Origin of the sequence: Streptomyces sp. 4N509B (genome assembly GCF_052245655.1) — a bacterium.
GTDB lineage: Bacteria > Actinomycetota > Actinomycetes > Streptomycetales > Streptomycetaceae > Streptomyces.
This window is the reverse complement of sequence record NZ_JBQQBZ010000016.1, coordinates 62,619-77,954: the sequence shown is the minus strand read 5'-3', so window position 1 is coordinate 77,954 and position 15,336 is coordinate 62,619. Positions and strand designations below refer to the sequence as shown.

The 15,336-nt window shown below is 72.8% G+C and carries 15 protein-coding genes; 1 reads left to right on the top strand and 14 read right to left on the bottom strand.

The genetic code is table 11. The annotated features are described in order from the left end of the window. Nucleotides 1-22: 22 nt before the first annotated feature. From ACTWP5_RS16790 to ACTWP5_RS16730, 13 genes are all read right to left on the bottom strand, one after another. A complete protein-coding gene (locus ACTWP5_RS16790) occupies nt 23-628 on the bottom strand; it encodes a pilus assembly protein TadG-related protein (protein ID WP_443221820.1) in 606 nt (201 codons plus the stop codon). Between the two features lie 20 nt (nt 629-648). Next, on the bottom strand, nt 649-855 hold the full coding sequence (locus ACTWP5_RS16785) for a hypothetical protein (protein ID WP_443221772.1): 207 nt from the start codon (nt 853-855) through the stop codon (nt 649-651). 315 nt (nt 856-1,170) lie between these two features. Next, the gene (locus tag ACTWP5_RS16780; RefSeq protein WP_443221771.1) at nt 1,171-1,584 is read right to left on the bottom strand and encodes a VOC family protein; all 414 of its coding nucleotides are present in this window, start codon (nt 1,582-1,584) and stop codon (nt 1,171-1,173) included. 102 nt (nt 1,585-1,686) lie between these two features. After that, nucleotides 1,687-2,559 carry a putative protein N(5)-glutamine methyltransferase gene (locus tag ACTWP5_RS16775; protein WP_443221770.1) on the bottom strand — a complete coding sequence of 291 codons (873 nt, stop codon included), beginning with the start codon at nt 2,557-2,559 and terminating at the stop codon, nt 1,687-1,689. A 15-nt stretch (nt 2,560-2,574) separates the two neighbouring features. Continuing rightward, a complete protein-coding gene (locus ACTWP5_RS16770; RefSeq protein ID WP_443221769.1) occupies nt 2,575-3,471 on the bottom strand; it encodes a DUF5936 domain-containing protein in 897 nt (298 codons plus the stop codon). A gap of 17 nt (nt 3,472-3,488) precedes the next feature. Beyond that, nucleotides 3,489-4,496: a type II secretion system F family protein gene (locus ACTWP5_RS16765; protein WP_443221768.1), complete on the bottom strand. Its 1,008-nt coding sequence runs from the start codon at nt 4,494-4,496 to the stop codon at nt 3,489-3,491. A gap of 3 nt (nt 4,497-4,499) precedes the next feature. Next, nucleotides 4,500-5,840, bottom strand: a complete 1,341-nt coding sequence (locus ACTWP5_RS16760; protein ID WP_443221767.1) for a CpaF family protein — start codon at nt 5,838-5,840, stop codon at nt 4,500-4,502. A gap of 180 nt (nt 5,841-6,020) precedes the next feature. Continuing rightward, nucleotides 6,021-6,452 (bottom strand): TadE/TadG family type IV pilus assembly protein, encoded by a 432-nt coding sequence (locus tag ACTWP5_RS16755; protein WP_443221766.1) that lies wholly within the window; start codon nt 6,450-6,452, stop codon nt 6,021-6,023. Next, nucleotides 6,449-6,787: a pilus assembly protein gene (locus ACTWP5_RS16750; RefSeq protein ID WP_443221765.1), complete on the bottom strand. Its 339-nt coding sequence runs from the start codon at nt 6,785-6,787 to the stop codon at nt 6,449-6,451. Before ACTWP5_RS16750 ends, ACTWP5_RS16755 begins: the two co-directional genes overlap by 4 nt. A 173-nt stretch (nt 6,788-6,960) precedes the next feature. Continuing rightward, a complete protein-coding gene (locus ACTWP5_RS16745) occupies nt 6,961-8,187 on the bottom strand; it encodes an AAA family ATPase (protein WP_443221764.1) in 1,227 nt (408 codons plus the stop codon). 99 nt (nt 8,188-8,286) lie between these two features. Continuing rightward, nucleotides 8,287-9,051: a Flp pilus assembly protein CpaB gene (gene cpaB, locus ACTWP5_RS16740; RefSeq protein WP_443221763.1), complete on the bottom strand. Its 765-nt coding sequence runs from the start codon at nt 9,049-9,051 to the stop codon at nt 8,287-8,289. Nucleotides 9,052-9,233: 182 nt separating this feature from the next. After that, nucleotides 9,234-10,166, bottom strand: a complete 933-nt coding sequence (locus tag ACTWP5_RS16735) for a hypothetical protein (protein WP_443221762.1) — start codon at nt 10,164-10,166, stop codon at nt 9,234-9,236. Nucleotides 10,167-10,433: 267 nt separating this feature from the next. After that, nucleotides 10,434-11,711, bottom strand: a complete 1,278-nt coding sequence (locus ACTWP5_RS16730) for an alanine racemase (RefSeq protein WP_443221819.1) — start codon at nt 11,709-11,711, stop codon at nt 10,434-10,436. A 227-nt stretch (nt 11,712-11,938) separates the two neighbouring features. On the opposite strand from ACTWP5_RS16730, the gene ACTWP5_RS16725 reads away from it, so the two are divergent. Further along, entirely contained in the window at nt 11,939-13,156 is a 1,218-nt protein-coding gene (locus ACTWP5_RS16725) for a pyridoxal phosphate-dependent aminotransferase (protein ID WP_443221761.1), read from the top strand. Between the two features lie 106 nt (nt 13,157-13,262). Here ACTWP5_RS16725 and ACTWP5_RS16720 read toward each other — a convergent pair whose 3' ends face one another. Next, nucleotides 13,263-15,194: a phosphoenolpyruvate carboxykinase (GTP) gene (locus tag ACTWP5_RS16720; protein WP_443221760.1), complete on the bottom strand. Its 1,932-nt coding sequence runs from the start codon at nt 15,192-15,194 to the stop codon at nt 13,263-13,265. Between the last annotated feature and the right edge of the window lie 142 nt (nt 15,195-15,336).

Here is a 15,336-nt window from a genome sequence, read left to right as displayed (position 1 = left end):
GCTTTAGCTCGTCGGGGGTCGGTCAGTCGTCCAGGTAGACACGGAACAGGTCGCGGGCGTCCGGCAGGTCGTCCTCGTCGCCGGGGTCGAAGGAGATGTCGTCGTCGCTGTCCTCGCCGCACTCCAGCTCGATCTGGTCCTCCTCCTCGGAGGCCATCTCGCACAGGCCGTGGATGAGGGCCGTGGCGCGGGCCTGCGCCGTCTCGTCCTCGGTGCCGGGGATCAGGGAGTCGCCGACGGTGTTCTGCGTCCTGACGATCACGGTGAACCCGGTGCGCTCCGGGTTGAGACCGCAGTCCACGACGTCCGCGTCGTTCAGCGCGGCGAGCCGCTCGGCCTCCTCGCAGGCGTCACCGACCTGGAGATCGGTTCCTCCGAGGCTGTCGTCGGGGTCGCCGTCCTCGTCCTCGTCGCCGTTCTCGTCGCTGTCCTCGTCCCCGCCCCCGTCGCCGATCGCGTCGACGAAGCCGTCACGGAGTTCCTCGCTGGCCTCCTGGGCCGCGGCGATCGCCGCCGCGTCGGCGGCCGACTGGGCGTCGCTGGCCACGACGGCGGCCTGGGCGAAGACGAAGAAGAGGAAGGCGACTCCCAGCAGTCCGGTCACCATCCACACGTAGAGAGGGAAGATCGCGCCCCTGCTGGGATCGGTCAGTCGTCTCCCAGGATGTCCCCGACGGCGTCCCGGATCGCGTCGCTCACCGCGGTGTGGAGGTCGAGGCCTATCACCGCGACCACGATCGTGGCGATCAGCACCAACAGCCCGGCGTACTCCACGAAGCCCGCGCCGCGGTCGTCGTAACGTCCACGCGCGCGCTCGCTGATGGCGCGCGTCCACGTCCGCACCAGTCTGTTCATGGCGTCCCTCTCCCCCGGCTGACCGCACATCAGCCGGTGTGTCCGTACCCCTACCCTCGTCGCGCTCACGGTACTGACTCGCGAAGCGGTGGAGAGTGGGGTGGGGCGAGCAACGACGCTCGGGCTGCACCCGTTTGGTATGGGGATGCACCATGCCCGACCCCCTCCAGCGGGCCAATCCGTACACCTATCGACACTGACTGTGCCACAGCCGGGGGCGACTTGGGCAGTGCCGTCCGGGGATCGTGTCAGCATCGATAGCTTTGCCGGCAACACCAAACGGGCCGTTACGGGAAGGGGAACCCGGGCGCCGGGTCAGGAGGCGGAGGACCAGGCGCGGGCGCAGAGGACGAGCCGGTACCCGTCGGGATCCTCGACGGTGACGCCCCAGCGGTTCCAGTAGGGGTTGGGGGAGGGGACACGCCGGCCGCCGTGTTCCTCCAGGCGGGTCACGAGCTCCTCGGGGACGGGTTCGTCGAGGTAGACGACGAGCAGGTCCTCCTCGGTGGGCCGGGGCCGGGGGAGGTCGGGGCCACCGTGGACGAGTTCGAGGTGCCAGGAGGCGTCGGGATGGCCCAGCATGAGCAGCTCGTGCTCGCCGGGCGCGTCACCGCCCGCCGCGCGGAAGAGCACGCTCAGGCCGAGGCCCCGGACCCAGAACCGTTCCGCCACGGCCAGGTCGAGCGAGGGGCGCGCGATGCGGATGTGGCTGTGGCCGGTGAACGGCACGGGTGTCTCCTTCGCGACGACCACGCGGACGACGGGAGACGCCGACGTGGGCTGGTCAGGCCGGCCCTGAGCCTAGACGGCGGGGTCGGGTCGCCACATCGGTCATCGGTCCTGGTTCCCCTGGCGCTGGTGGCGCGGGGGCTTTCCGCCGATCAGCACCGTCGCGTCGTGGTCGGGGGACTGGGCGAGGTGGGGAGTGAGGCCGGCGGTGGCGAGGGCGTGGGTCGCGGCCGGGGCCTGGGGTTCGCTGATCTCGGAGAGGAGGGCGCCGCCGGGAGCGAGCCAGGATAGCGCCTCGGCGACGACGCGGCGCAGCAGGCTGAGGCCGTCGGGGCCGCCGTCGAGGGCGGTGGGGGGTTCGTGGAGGCGGGCCTCGGGAGGGAGGAGCGGGATCTCGGCGGTGGGGACGTAGGGGACGTTGGCGAGGAGGACGTCGACGCGGCCCCGCAGCGCGGCGGGGAGGGGGCCGAAGAGGTCGCCCTGGTGGGTGTGGGCGCGCGGGCCGAGCGAGGAAAGGTTTTTGCGGGCACAGGCGACCGCGGCCGGGGAGAGGTCGGTGGCGTGGAGTGCGGCGACGTCGGCGCGGTGGGCCAGGGCGGCTCCAAGCGCGCCGGTGCCGCAGCAGAGGTCGACGACGACGGCTCCGGGCGGGGCGAGTGCGGCCGCCCGTTCGACGAGGAACTCCGTGCGGCGGCGCGGGACGAACACGCCGGGGGTGACGTGGATCCGCAGGCCGCAGAAGGCGGCCCACCCGAGGACGTGTTCGAGGGGGTGCCCGGCCACGCGGCGGTGGACCATCGACGCGCGCTCCTCGGGTGTCCTCGCGGTGGCCGTGATGAGGTCGGCCTCCTCCTCCGCGAACACGCAGCCGGCGGTGCGGAGCCGGGCGACGAGGTCGGTCGTCACGGGGGCGGGGGCCGAGGGAGTCGAGGGAGTCACGGGGGTCGCGGGGGTCACGACAGTCCAGGGTGTCATGGGTGTCATGGCGGGTCAGCGGGAGTCGTCGAGGATGCTGGTGAGGTCGGTGCCGGAGCCCAGGAGCATGCCGGTGACGATGACGATCATCGTGGCGGGCACCATGAAGACGAGCGTCGCCAGCGTGGCCTTGGGTATCGCGCGGGCCGCGCGGCGGCGGGCGTTCTGCGCGTCGGTGCGGCGCATGTCGCGGGCGATCTGCATGAGCGTGTCGGCGATGGGGGCGCCGAGCTCCTCACCCTGTTGCAGCGCGGCCACGAACTGGTTGACCGGCTCGGAGTCGTTGCGCCGGCGGAGGTCGTCGAACGCCTGGCGGCGCGGTACCCCCATGTCCATCTGCCGCAGGGTGATGCGGATCTCGTCGGCCCACGGGCCCTCGTACCGCGCGGAGACGCGCTCCAGCGCCTGCCGGAAGCTGAGGCCGGCGGAGACCACGACCGCCATCACGTCGAGGAAGTCCGGCAGCGTGCGGTCGATGACGTCGCGGCGCTCGCGGATGCCCTGCCAGATGGTCAGGTCGGCGGCGAGCACGCCGAAGGCGATGGACACGAGCGCGAGGAGCGGCACCCCGGCGGCGACGAAGACCGCCGTGGTGACCAGGCCGAAGACCCCGTAGACGAAGCGGCGGGCGGCGTACCGGTCGATGGTCAGGCCCTGGGGGTTCCCCGCCTGGTCGATGCGGCGGCGCTTGCGGTCCACCGCCTTCTGCCCCATCAGCCGCAGCACCAGCGGCGCGAAGCGCATCCCGAGGCGGTCGACGGTGGAGCCGGCCGCCGTGGTCCGGGTGGCGCCGTGTTCGAGTGCCAGCGCGAGGTCGGGCGGGAGCGGGGTGCCGGCACGCATCGTGCGGACGCCGACGATGACGCCGATGACGGCGAGGCCCATGGCGAGGGCGAGGAGCAGACCGGTCACGTGCGACGCACCTCCTGTCAGACGTCGATACGGCCGAAGCGGCGGACGATGACGAAGCCCACGACATACAGCGCGAGCGCGACGAGCATCGCGATCTGTCCGCCGGGGCTGTCGGTGACGCGGCCCAGCGAGCCGGGCTGCGCCGCGTTGATCAGCAGCAGCGCGCCCACGCCGAGCAGCGGCACGGTGACGGCCGTGGCGTTGATCTCGGCGAGCATGGTGCGCACCTCGCGCCGGGTCTCCTTGCGCTGCTCCAGCGTCTCGGTGAGGTTCCGCAGCGAGGAGACGATGGTGCCGCCCGCCCTGTTGGCCAGGATCAACGTGGTGACCAGCACGTTCAGTTCGCGGGAGGGGAGCCGCTGACCGAGCTCGTCGAGTGCCTCGTCCAGCGAGCGGCCGACGGCGAGCTGGTTGGACACGGTGGCGAGCTCGGCGCCGGCCGGGTCGTCCATCTCCTCGGCCGCCATGGACAGCGCGGTCCGCAGCGCCAGGCCGGCGGCGGTGCCGTTGGCGATGAGGCGGGCCAGCTCGGGCAGCTGGCTGATGAAGCGCTCGGTGCGGCGGGCGCGCTGCCAGTTGAGGAAGGCGCTGCCGCACCAGACGGCGATCAGCGCGCAGAGCGGGCCGAAGAACGGGGCGAGCACGGCGGAGGCGATCAGCCACAGCGCGGCGGCGGCGCCGACCACGTACGCCACGTACTCGCCGACGGTGAGGTCCAGCCCCGTGGCCGCGAGCCGCAGCCGCAGGCGGTGGCCGAACGTCGTCTCGCGCAGCTTCCGGTCGAGGGCGACGAAGCGACGGGCGCGTGTGGTCTGCGCGCCGGCGGCGGCACCGGAGCCGAGGGCCGCCCGCCGCACCGGCTCTCCGGCGCCCGGCGCGGGTCCGGCGAGCCGCTGGAGCAGGGCGCGCCGCTCGGCGCGGCCGGAGGAGTACAGCTGGACACCGGCGACGGCGACGAGGAGCGCGAGGACGGCGAGGCCGAGGGTGAGCTGGACGAGGCCGTCGTTGATCTCGATGTCGTCCATAGGTCAGCTCGCCTCCCGCGTGCTGAGGTGGGTGTCGTCGAGGTGCACGCCGAAGGCCGGCGGAATCTGCTCGCCCGCCAGGTACAGCCGGTCGGCGACGGCCCGCGGCAGGGGGAAGTGCCGGAAGCGGCCGTGGACCGTGCCTCGGGTGGTCATGGGCTCCGCCTGGAACGCGGCGACCGTGGCGATGCGGAACGGCTCCCGGCCGCGCGAGGAGAGGATCGCGACCTCGGAGAGGCGGCGGGAGCCGTCGGGGTGGCGGACGAGCTGGACGAGGACGTCGACGGCGCTGTTGATCTGGTCGCGGAGCGCCTCGAACGGGACCTGGAGCTCCGACATGGAGGCGAGGGTCTGGAGGCGGAGCAGGGCGTCTTCCGCCGTGTTGGCGTGGACGGTGGCGAGGGAGCCGTCGTGGCCGGTGGACATGGCCTGGAGCATGTCGAGGGTCTCGCCGCCGCGCACCTCGCCGACGATGATGCGGTCCGGGCGCATGCGCAGCGAGTTCCGAACGAGGTCGCGGATGGTGACCTCGCCCTTGCCCTCGATGCTGGGGGGCCGGGACTCCAGCCGGATGACGTGGTCCTGCTGGAGCTGGAGCTCGGCGGCGTCCTCGACGGTGACGATGCGCTCGCCCTCGGGGATGAGGCCGGAGAGCGCGTTGAGCAGGGTGGTCTTCCCGGCGCCCGTGCCGCCGGAGACGATGACGTTGAACTTGGCGCGGACCAGGCCGGACAGCAGCGTGACGATCTGCTCGTCGAGGGTGGCGAACTCGACGAGCTCGGCGAGGGTGTACGCCCGGGGGAAGCGGCGGATGGTGAGCGTGGCCCCGGAGAGGGAGAGCGGGGGGATGATGACGTTGACCCGCTCGCCGGTGGGCAGACGGGCGTCGACCATGGGATTCGACTCGTCGACGCGGCGGTTCACGGCGGAGACGATGCGCTCGATCGTCTGGAGCAGCTGGTCCTCCGAGGCGAACCGCAGCGGCAGGCGCTCGACGCGCCCCGAGCGCTCGACGTAGATCTGCTCGGGGCCGTTGACCATGATCTCGGTGATGGAGGCGTCCTCCAGCAGCGGTTCGAGAATGCCGAGGCCGAGGGCCTCGTCCACGACGCGGCGGATGAGCAGGGCGCGGGCCTGGGTGGACAGGACCGGGCCCTCGCGGCTGAGGATGTGTCCGAGGACGCGCTCCAGCCGGTCCCGGCGCTCGGACGGTCCGAGGGAGGACATCTCGGCGAGGTCGATCTCCTCCAACAGCTTGGCGCGGTACGTCGCGACGAGGCGGCTGTCGCCGGTGCCGACGCCGGCGGGCTCGTCGGGCGCGTGGACCCGGGCCCTGAGACTCATCCCTGCCTGCCTTCCTTCGTGACGTGACGCCTGCGCTGCGACGTGCCCTCACTCACCCTGACCACACTAACTCTCCGTTACGTTGCCTCGCCCGCTCGTCACGGGTTCCTTCCTCGCGGCTGCCTCACCGCCACCTCGCCGCCACCGCGCCGACGCCGCGCCGACGCCTCGTTCGTCCCGTCAGTCGCAGGGCATGGTCACGGTGCGGCTGGCGTCGCCGAGCTCGGGGAGGAACGGCAGGACGGAGGGGATGGAGACGTGGGCGGTCGCCGTGGCCTCCTCGCCGCAGCCGTCGATGTCGAACTCGACGGCGAGCCCCTCGCTGACGGCCGCCCGGCCGTGTGCCTCGGCCTGGTCGGCGATCTCCTCCTGCGCCGCGGTGCGGGCCGCCGCCCGCGCACCCGACCCGGCCTGGAGCGCGGCGTACCCGACGGCGCCCAGCTGCAACGCCGCGAGCGCGACGATCAGCAGCAGCGGGATCCATCCGGCGAACTCGACCGCGGCGACGCCACGGTCACCGCCCCTGGCAGCCCGCACCCCGGCCCGCCATCCGGCCCGATCCCCGGCCCGCCATCCGGCCCGCCGCGCGAGTCGCACCCCCCGCGTCGTCACGGCCCCTCCTCGGTGGTGGCGGCCGTGCCGGGAATGGTGACCGGGAGGTTGAAGGCGCCGGGGAAGAGGACGGGGACACTCAGCTCGACGGTGGCCCTGCGGAGGTCCCCGTCCAGCGGGCAGGAGACCGACGCGTCCCAGCCGCCGGGCACGAACTCCAGGGCCGCCGTCTCGCAGGCCGCCTCCGCCGCACCGGCCGAGGCCCCGGCGGCGGCGCGCGCTCCCCGGTCGGCGGCGCTGCCGGCGAGGTAGAAGCCGTATCCGATGACGATGCACTGCCAGATCGCGGCGAAGACGACGAGGATCAACGGGAAGAGGCCGGCGAACTCCACCATGACCGCCCCTCGGTCGCGCCGCGGCCCTCGCCACCGCGCGCCGAGGGCCCGGCGTCTCCCGTCACCCGACACCGCCGTCCGGCCCGCCGACGCCGCCCCGTCTCCCGACGTTCGCGCGCACGACACCCGAGCGCCCCCGGACGTCCGCGCACACGACGACGCCTCGGCCGTGGTCATGCCCGCCGCCCCCGCCGTTTCCCGCCCGCCGCGACGGTCTCCGGCGCCGCGAGTCCGAGCTCGGCGGCGAGCGACCACAGCGCGCGCCGCACCGTTCCCTTCGGATCGAGGTCCTGGATGCGGCCGGCGTCCATCGCCTCCTGCAACTCGCGGAAGTTCGCCGGGACCACGCTCCGCGCCACCTGCGTGCCGGTGATCCGCGAGATGAGGTGCGGCTGGATGTGGCTGGCGCGCCCGAGCCGGTTGACGACGGTGAGGGTGTCCTGCGCCTTGCGGATCCGCAGCCGGTCCCACATCCGCACCATGCGGTTGACCGCCCGCACCGAGATGACGTCGGGGGTGGTCACCAGCAGCGCGACGTCCGCCATCTCCACCGCGGCCGCGTTCGCGCTGTTCATGTGGGAGCCGCAGTCGACGACGACCACGTCGTACCGGGACCTGACCACCGTCAGCAGCTGCCGCGCGGTGGCGTCGGTGACGTCCTCGCCCCGCTCGCCCTCGGCGGGCGCGAGGAGCATCGACAGGCCCGTGTCGTGCGTGAAGACCGCCTCGGCCAGCACCTGCGGCGAGATGTCCGCGATGCCCGCCAGCTCGGCGACCGACCTCCGGAACTGCACGTCGAAGTACGAGCCGACGTCGCCGCAGAGCAGGTCGAGGTCGACGAGGACCGCGCCACGCTCCCGCGTGGGCCCGGCACTCTGGGCGGCCAGCGCCAGCTGGCTCGCGACGAGGGTGGCGCCCACCCCGCCCTTGGCGCCGGAGACGGTGACGATCCGCCCGCCGGGTCCGCTGGCGACGTGCTCCTCCGCGCCGAGGTGCCGGCGCATCCCCGCGGCCCACTGGGCGGCGGCCGCGACCCGCGCCGCCAACTCCTCGTAGGCCAACGGCAGACCGGCCAGCCCCCGGGCTCCGGCGTCCATCGCCGCCGAGTACAGCCCGGCCGTCGGGTCGGCCGACACCAGCACGACGCCCACGGCGGGAAAGCGCAGCGCGACCTCCCGGATCAGCTCCAGCGCGGGCAGCGGGCCGATGCCCTCGTGGACCACGACGACCTCGGGCAGGCCCGCGACGGTGTCGTGGCTGAGGGCGGCGAGCGTGTCCAGGAGCGTGGAGGAGTCGGGGACGGAACGCATCGGCTCGCTGTCGGGGAGCTGGCTGAGCAGCGTGACCAGCGAGCGTGCGGCGTCGGAGTCGCCCACCGCCGGGAGAATGCGCGTCGTCATCTCTTCATCCACCTGCTGCTCATGTGCTGCTCGTGCCGGGACGGCCGGGTCTGACCGTGCCTGGGGTATCCCTACCCGGGCTGCCCAGTTGCGACCGGTTCATTCGGTGCCCCCCGGGAGGATCGCGCTCGGGTCCAGGTGCGGGTCGCCGAGGGTGTCGCCGATGATGGTGTAGGTGCGCTCCTCGTCGGGGATCTCCTGCTCGTCGCCCGGGGCGACCAGGGCCAGCCGCACCTCCACGGCGAACGCCTCGGCGAAGGTGACGCGTTGGGCGTCGGCGTTGTCCAGCGCGAAGGTGATGGGCACCGCCTCCGTGGTGGTCTCCTCGTCCTCCACCTCGGTGAGGTCGCCGACCTCGATCACCTCGGCGTTGTTCACCATCAGCTGGACCATCTCGAAGGTGTCGTCGGTGTCCCCGCCACTCGCGCCGCCCTCCACCTCGAAGGCGGCGTACATGTTGATGTGGGCCCCCGGGTAGATCTTGCCGGCCACGCCGGTGGAGGCGTCGATCATGACGGCGATCTCCTGCTGGCCGGTGTCGAGTTCGGGCCGCTCGGTGATCATGTCGGTCTGGAGGAGGGAGCCCTCACGCAGCGGCCCCACCGCGACCTGGCCCTCGATCTGGTCGAGGTCGGTCACGGCCGAGTCCGTTATGTACCGCTCGGGCATGGTGACCTCGCGCACCATGTCCGCCGTCAGCTCCTCGTAGGGATCGACGTCCTCGCTCAGCTCGTACGCCGTGGCCTCGGGGCCCACCTTGGACTCGACGTCGTTGATCACGGCGAGCACGCCGACGAAGGCGGCGAGAGCGAGCAGGACCGAGACGACCAGCAGCACCAGGCCGCGTCGCTGACGAGCGTTCATGTGGCGCTTCTACCTTCTCGAACTTCTCTGGATTCTCGGGTTTCTCGGGTTTCTCGGGTTTCTCGGACTTTTCTCGAACTTCTCGGACCGCTCGAACTCCTCCGAGACGTCCCGACGCCTCCCGGAGCTTCTCGCGGCGGCTTCGGCGCTCCCGGTGTCCACGGCGCTCCCGGTCTGTCGCCTCATCCGCCCGCCGCCCGCCCGCTGCCACCGGGCGCCAGGGCCCGCCGGCCCGCCGTCGCGCCCACCCCTATGGCCCGGGTGCGGCGACGCTCCGTCCGCACCGCCGTCGCCACCGGCGCGGAGCAGAACGCGCACCGGTCGCCGATCAGCGTCAGCCCGCACCAGTGACACGCCTCCTGCCGCACGGAACTGACCATCTGGTACAGCAACGACACGTCCGGAATGGCGGCGGCGAACTCCACGATCTTGTTCGTGGCCCACCACGCCGCCGAGGAGGCCGGCATCGGCACCGGGTGGACCGCCTGCACCTGCCACTGGCGGGCCAGCCGCCCCGCGACCCACTCGCTGCCCAGGCTGCCGGTCGCGTAGGTGAGGGCGGTGGAGAACTGCGGCCCGGCCAGCACCCCGTCCCCGTCGGCCTGGACGAGCTGCGGCGTGGGGCCGGCGAGCACGGCGCACGGCCCGGCCGGGAGGCGGCCGCCGCCCGGCCCGTTCGCGGGCAGCGGCAGCGCCACGGGGAGCCGGTCGAGGCGGGAGCCGGAGGCCAGCAACGCGCCCGCGTAGATGTAGTGGGCCAGCAGCCGGGCGGCGGCGCCCAGCACGCCGGGGCTGAAGCCGCAGACGCTCAGCTGCCGCAGCTGCCGCACGAGCACGGCGGTGCCCAACGGCGGCAGGGCGCTGGGCAGCAGCGCTATCCGGTCGGACTCCAGCATGGCGCGCACGGCGTGGAGCCGCTGCACCTGGGGGCGGGGGGTGGTCGCGGGGTATATCGCCACGACGTGGCCGTGCTGGTCGAGCAGGGCGCCGACCTCCGCCAGGGCGGCGGCGAAGTCCTGCTGGTCGGGCGGGGTGAACACGTGCGCGCCCGGGGTGTGCTGGTCGGTCGGCGGCAGCACCAGGTCGGCGCTGGTCACCGCGATCGCGATCGGCATGCCACTCCCCCCTTGGGCTCGGCTGTGGTCGCGTGCCGCCGCGCGTGGTCGCGACGGTGATCGCGCTGGCTCTCTGAGTCGCTAGGCGAGTCTGCCAGTTGGGCAGCTTATCGACATAGACCCCACCCGGGACACCGACGCGGGTGGGCGAGGCGCGGAAGGCGCCTTCCCGCGCCGCCGCCCCGCTGACGGGGCGTCGGCCCCACGGCGTCGGTCACGCGGCGTCCCCGGTTCCCCGCCCGGGGCCGTCTCGGCGAGGGGTCGGCGTCAGAAGAACGTGCGGACGTAGTCGATCACGGTGCCGTCCCCCGCGACGAGCGGGATCAGCGGCCACTTCTCGAAGATCGTGCACGGGTGGGACATGCCCAGCGCCACCCAGTCCCCGACCTGCGGCATCGCCGGCCCCTCCGCCGGCCCGACGAGGAAGGCGTGCTGGTCCGCCAGCCGGACCACCTCGAGCCCTCGCGCCCCGCGCACCCGCCCGTCCGGCTGACGGACCGCCTGCGCCTCGGGCAGCCCGAGGTCGTAGGCCACGTCGCGCTTGCCGGCGTTGAGCAGGGCGAGCCCCGGCTCCGGCCGCGAGACGACCTGGGTCCACAGCCGGAAGGCGGGCAGCAGCGAGCCCTCCTTCGGGACGCGGTTGAACGGGGTGGCGTCGCGGTACCTGCCGTCGTCGTGGCTGACGTACGCCCCCGAACGGATGAGCTTGCACACCGGGCGGGAGAGGTCGGGCAGGGCGTCGAACGCCTCCGCCACCAGGTCGAACCACGCGCTGCCGCCCGCGCTGACGATGATCTCCTCCACCGTGGCGAACCGGCCCGCCCGGTCGAAGGCGACGGCGAGCGCCGTCAGCTGCCCGAGCCAGTGCCGCACCGTGTCGGGGCCGGCCTCCGGCACCTCCCCCTCGTAGCCGGCGACGCCGACGAGGTGGAGGGTGTCCACGCAGGCCACGGCGTCGGCGACGGCCGCCGCCTCGGCCGGCCCCCGCACCCCGCTGCGCCCACCGGGCACGCCGAGCTCCACCACGACCTCCAGCGGCCGGACCGCTCCGGCGGCCCGCAGCGCGGCGTCCATCAGCGCCACTCCGCGCACCGAGTCCGCGTAGCACACGCAGCGGAAGCCCGGGTCCGCGTCCTGCTGGGCGGCGATCCAGGCGAGCGCGGCGCGGTCGACGACCTCGTTGGCGAGGAAGACGCGCCCCACGCCGAAGGCGCGGGCCACTCTGACCTGGTGCGGCACGGCGAGGGTGATGCCCCAGGCGCCGTGCTCCAGCTGTCGGTGGAAGAGCTGCGGCGCCATGGTGGTCTTGCCGTGCGGGGCGAGGGCCAGGCCGTGGCGGTTGGCGTAGCGCTCCAGGGACCGCAGGTTGTGCTCGACCGCCTCGGCGGAGAGGGTGAGGACCGGCGTGGAGAAGCCGCCGGTGTACAGGTCACGGCGCTGTGCCGCCAGCTCTCCCACGCTGACGCCGGTGGCGTCCGGGGGCAGGCCCTTGAAGCGGTGGTCGACGATCTCGTCCGCGAGCCTGTCGAGCGCCAGCGTGTCCATCACGCCGTTCATGGTGAGCTGCATGGCATCTCCGTGTCACCGAGAGGGATGCGGCGGTTCGACCCCATCGCCCGCCGCTCCAGCACGACCCTACCTAGCACCGGGTAAGCAACGGGTCAACGGAGCGCGACCGGACGGTCATGCGCCGGCGCATACTTGTTCCCCACACCCCCGGGTGGGCGAAAACACAGAGCGCGATCTTGTAACACAGCCGTAAGGTGGCGAGCATGCACAGCCAGGTGATTCAGTCCACCAAGCTCGCCAACGTCTGCTACGAGATCCGGGGCCCGGTTCTCGAGGAGGCGCAGCGGCTGGAGGCAGCGGGTCACCGGATCCTGAAGCTCAACACCGGGAATCCGGCGGCGTTCGGCTTCGAGTGCCCCCCGGAGATCCTGGAGGACGTGCTGCGCAACGTCGCGGACGCCCACGGCTACGGCGACGCGAAGGGCCTGCTGTCGGCCAGGCGCGCGGTCATGCAGCACTACCAGACCAAGGGCATCATGCTCTCCGTCGAGGACATCTACCTCGGCAACGGCGTCTCCGAGCTGATCCAGATGGCGATGCAGGCCCTCCTCGACGACGGCGACGAGGTCCTCGTCCCCGCCCCCGACTACCCGCTGTGGACCGCCTCGGTCTCGCTGGCCGGCGGGCGCGCGGTGCACTACCGCTGCGACGAGCAGGCGGACTGGATGCCGGACGTCACCGACATCGAGCGCAGGATCACCGACCGGACGAAGGCCCTGGTCGTGATCAACCCGAACAACCCCACGGGCGCGGTCTACAGCGAGGAGGTGCTGCGGCAGCTGGCCGACATCGCCCGCCGCCACCGCCTGGTGCTGTGCTCCGACGAGATCTACGACCGGATCCTCTACGACGGCACCACCCACACCTCGACCGCCGCCCTCGCCCCGGACCTGCTGACGCTGACGTTCAACGGCCTGTCCAAGAACTACCGGGTGGCCGGGTTCCGCTGCGGCTGGCTCGCGGTCTGCGGCCCGAAGGACCACGCCGCGAGCTACATCGAGGGGCTCACGATCCTGGCGAACATGCGGCTGTGCGCGAACATGCCGGCCCAGCACGCGGTGGCGGCGGCCCTCTTCGGCCGTCAGTCCGTCGAGCAGCTCGTGCTGCCGGGCGGTCGCATCCGCGAACAGCGTGACGTGGCGTACGAGATGCTGACGAGCATCCCGGGCGTCACGTGCGTGAAGCCGAAGGGCGCGCTGTACGCGTTCCCGCGGCTCGACCCGAAGGTCCACAAGATCAAGGACGATCGCCTGATGGTCCTCGACCTGCTGCGGGCCGAGAAGATCATGGTCGTCCACGGCACGGGGTTCAACTGGCCGGAGCCCGACCACTTCCGCATCGTGACGCTCCCGGCGGTGGACCAGCTCAGCGCGGCCATCGAGCGGATCGGCGCCTTCCTCGACGGCTACGCCCAGTACTGACCGCGGCACGGGTCCGCGCCGGGCCGGGGCCGCGACCCGAGGGCCCCGCACGCCGTTGTGCGGGGCCGGTTCGCGGGGCGCCCCGGGACGGTCCAGGGGCGGGGGTTCAGCCGAGGCGGGTGAGGAGGGCGTTGTACTCCTGCCACAGGGCCTTGGGGGTGTGGTCGCCGAAGGTGGCGAGGTGGTCGGGGACGAGGGCGGCCTCCTCGCGCCAGACCGCGGGTTCGACGGCCAGGAGCTGCGCGAGGTCCGCGGCGGGCAGGAAGAGGCCCTCGGTGTCGAGGGAGTCGAACGTCGGGAGGACGCCGATGGGAGAGGTGGTCCCCTCGGCCGTGCCGTCCAGGCGGTCGACGATCCACTTCAGGACCCGGATGTTCTCACCGAACCCGGGCCAGAGGAAGTCTCCCGACGCGGACTTCCTGAACCAGTTGACGTGGTAGATGCGCGGCAGCAGCTCCTGCTTTCCGGCCCGCGCGCCCACCTCCAGCCAGTGGGCGAAGTAGTCGCCCATGTTGTAGCCGCAGAACGGCAGCATCGCGAACGGGTCCCGGCGCAGTTCGCCGACGGTGCCCTCGGCGGCGGCGGTCTTCTCCGAGGAGACGCAGGCGCCGAGGAAGACGCCGTGCTGCCAGGAGAAGGACTCCACGACCAGCGGCACGGCGGTGGCGCGGCGACCGCCGAAGAGGATCGCGGAGATGGGGACGCCGGCCGGGTCGTCCCACTCGGGCGCGATGGTGGGGCACTGCGAGGCCGGCACCGTGAAGCGGGCGTTGGGGTGGGCGGCCGGGGTGCCGGTCTCAGGGGTCCACGCCTCGCCGCGCCAGTCGGTGAGGTGGGCCGGCGGCTCGTCGGTCATGCCCTCCCACCAGACGTCCCCGTCGTCGGTCAGGGCGACGTTGGTGAAGACGGCGTTGCCCCACAGGGTGCGCATGGCGTTGGCGTTGGTGCGCTCGCCGGTGCCGGGGGCGACGCCGAAGAAGCCGGCCTCCGGGTTGATCGCGTACAGCCGGCCGTCCTCGCCGAAGCGCATCCACGCGATGTCGTCGCCGATGGTCTCCACCCGCCAGCCGGGGAGCGTCGGCTCCAGCATCGCGAGGTTGGTCTTGCCGCAGGCGGAGGGGAAGGCGGCGGCGACGTAGCGCGGCTCGCGGCCGTCCGGGGGCGTCAGCTTGAGGATCAGCATGTGCTCGGCGAGCCAGCCCTCCTCGCGCGCCATGACGGAGGCGATGCGCAGCGCGTAGCACTTCTTGCCCAGCAGCGCGTTGCCGCCGTAGCCCGAGCCGTAGGACCAGATCTCGCGGGTCTCGGGGAAGTGTGAGATGTACTTCGTGGCGTTGCACGGCCAGGGCACGTCGCGCTCGCCCGGGGCGAGCGGGGCGCCCACGGAGTGGACCGCGCGGACGAACGCGCCGTCCTCCCCCAGCGCGTCGAGCACCGGGGTGCCCATCCGGGTCATGGTGCGCATCGCGACGGCGACGTAGGCGGAGTCGGTGATCTCCACCCCCAGCGCGGAGAGGGGGGAGCCGAGCGGGCCCATGCAGAACGGGACGACGTACAGGGTGCGGCCGCGCATGGCACCGCGGAACAGGCCGCCCTCGCCGTCGGTGCCCGTGAGGATCTCCCGCATGCGGTCGGGGGCCAGCCAGTTGTTGGTGGGGCCGGCGTCCTCCTCGCGCTCGGAGCAGATGAAGGTGCGGTCCTCGACGCGCGCCACGTCGCTCGGGTCGGAGGCGGCGTGGAAGGAGCCGGGCCGCTTGGCGGGGTTGAGCGGCGTGAAGGTGCCCTTCGCGACGAGCTCGGCGCACAGGCGGTCGTACTCCTCCTGCGAGCCGTCGCACCAGACGATCTCCGCCGGCTGGGTCAGTTCGGCGATCCGCCTGACCCAGGCGAGGAGCTCGCGGTGGCGGGTGGGCGCGGTGGTGGCGTCGACGGGACCGGCGTGTGTGAGCGTCACGATCGCTCCTGGGGTGTGGGTGCTGCGGATGAGGGTGGCGTTCCCGCGGGTCGTGCACGGGACCCGGGGGGCAGACTCGCTCATTGGTGATTGAGTTCGCTCATCTGATACTGCCCCCTCCTCACTCCTGTGTCCAGTGGTGCTCAGATGAGCGAACCGAGGGCGGAGGGCAGGAAGCCGGGTGCCGGGAGCCGGGTGCCGCGAGGGCGGGCCGGTACGATCCGGA

Bases quoted from the DNA above. Each gene is read 5' to 3' on its own strand.
- ACTWP5_RS16720 (WP_443221760.1), bottom strand. From the start codon at position 15,194: ATGAGCGAGTCTGCCCCCCGGGTCCCGTGCACGACCCGCGGGAACGCC.
- ACTWP5_RS16765 (WP_443221768.1), bottom strand. From the start codon at position 4,496: ATGGACGACATCGAGATCAACGACGGCCTCGTCCAGCTCACCCTCGGC.
- ACTWP5_RS16760 (WP_443221767.1), bottom strand. From the start codon at position 5,840: ATGAGTCTCAGGGCCCGGGTCCACGCGCCCGACGAGCCCGCCGGCGTC.
- cpaB (WP_443221763.1), bottom strand. From the start codon at position 9,051: ATGAACGCTCGTCAGCGACGCGGCCTGGTGCTGCTGGTCGTCTCGGTC.
- ACTWP5_RS16785 (WP_443221772.1), bottom strand. From the start codon at position 855: ATGAACAGACTGGTGCGGACGTGGACGCGCGCCATCAGCGAGCGCGCG.
- ACTWP5_RS16725 (WP_443221761.1), top strand. From the start codon at position 11,939: ATGCACAGCCAGGTGATTCAGTCCACCAAGCTCGCCAACGTCTGCTAC.
- ACTWP5_RS16745 (WP_443221764.1), bottom strand. From the start codon at position 8,187: ATGACGACGCGCATTCTCCCGGCGGTGGGCGACTCCGACGCCGCACGC.
- ACTWP5_RS16750 (WP_443221765.1), bottom strand. From the start codon at position 6,787: ATGGTGGAGTTCGCCGGCCTCTTCCCGTTGATCCTCGTCGTCTTCGCC.
- ACTWP5_RS16730 (WP_443221819.1), bottom strand. From the start codon at position 11,711: ATGGACACGCTGGCGCTCGACAGGCTCGCGGACGAGATCGTCGACCAC.
- ACTWP5_RS16735 (WP_443221762.1), bottom strand. From the start codon at position 10,166: ATGCCGATCGCGATCGCGGTGACCAGCGCCGACCTGGTGCTGCCGCCG.
- ACTWP5_RS16775 (WP_443221770.1), bottom strand. From the start codon at position 2,559: ATGACACCCTGGACTGTCGTGACCCCCGCGACCCCCGTGACTCCCTCG.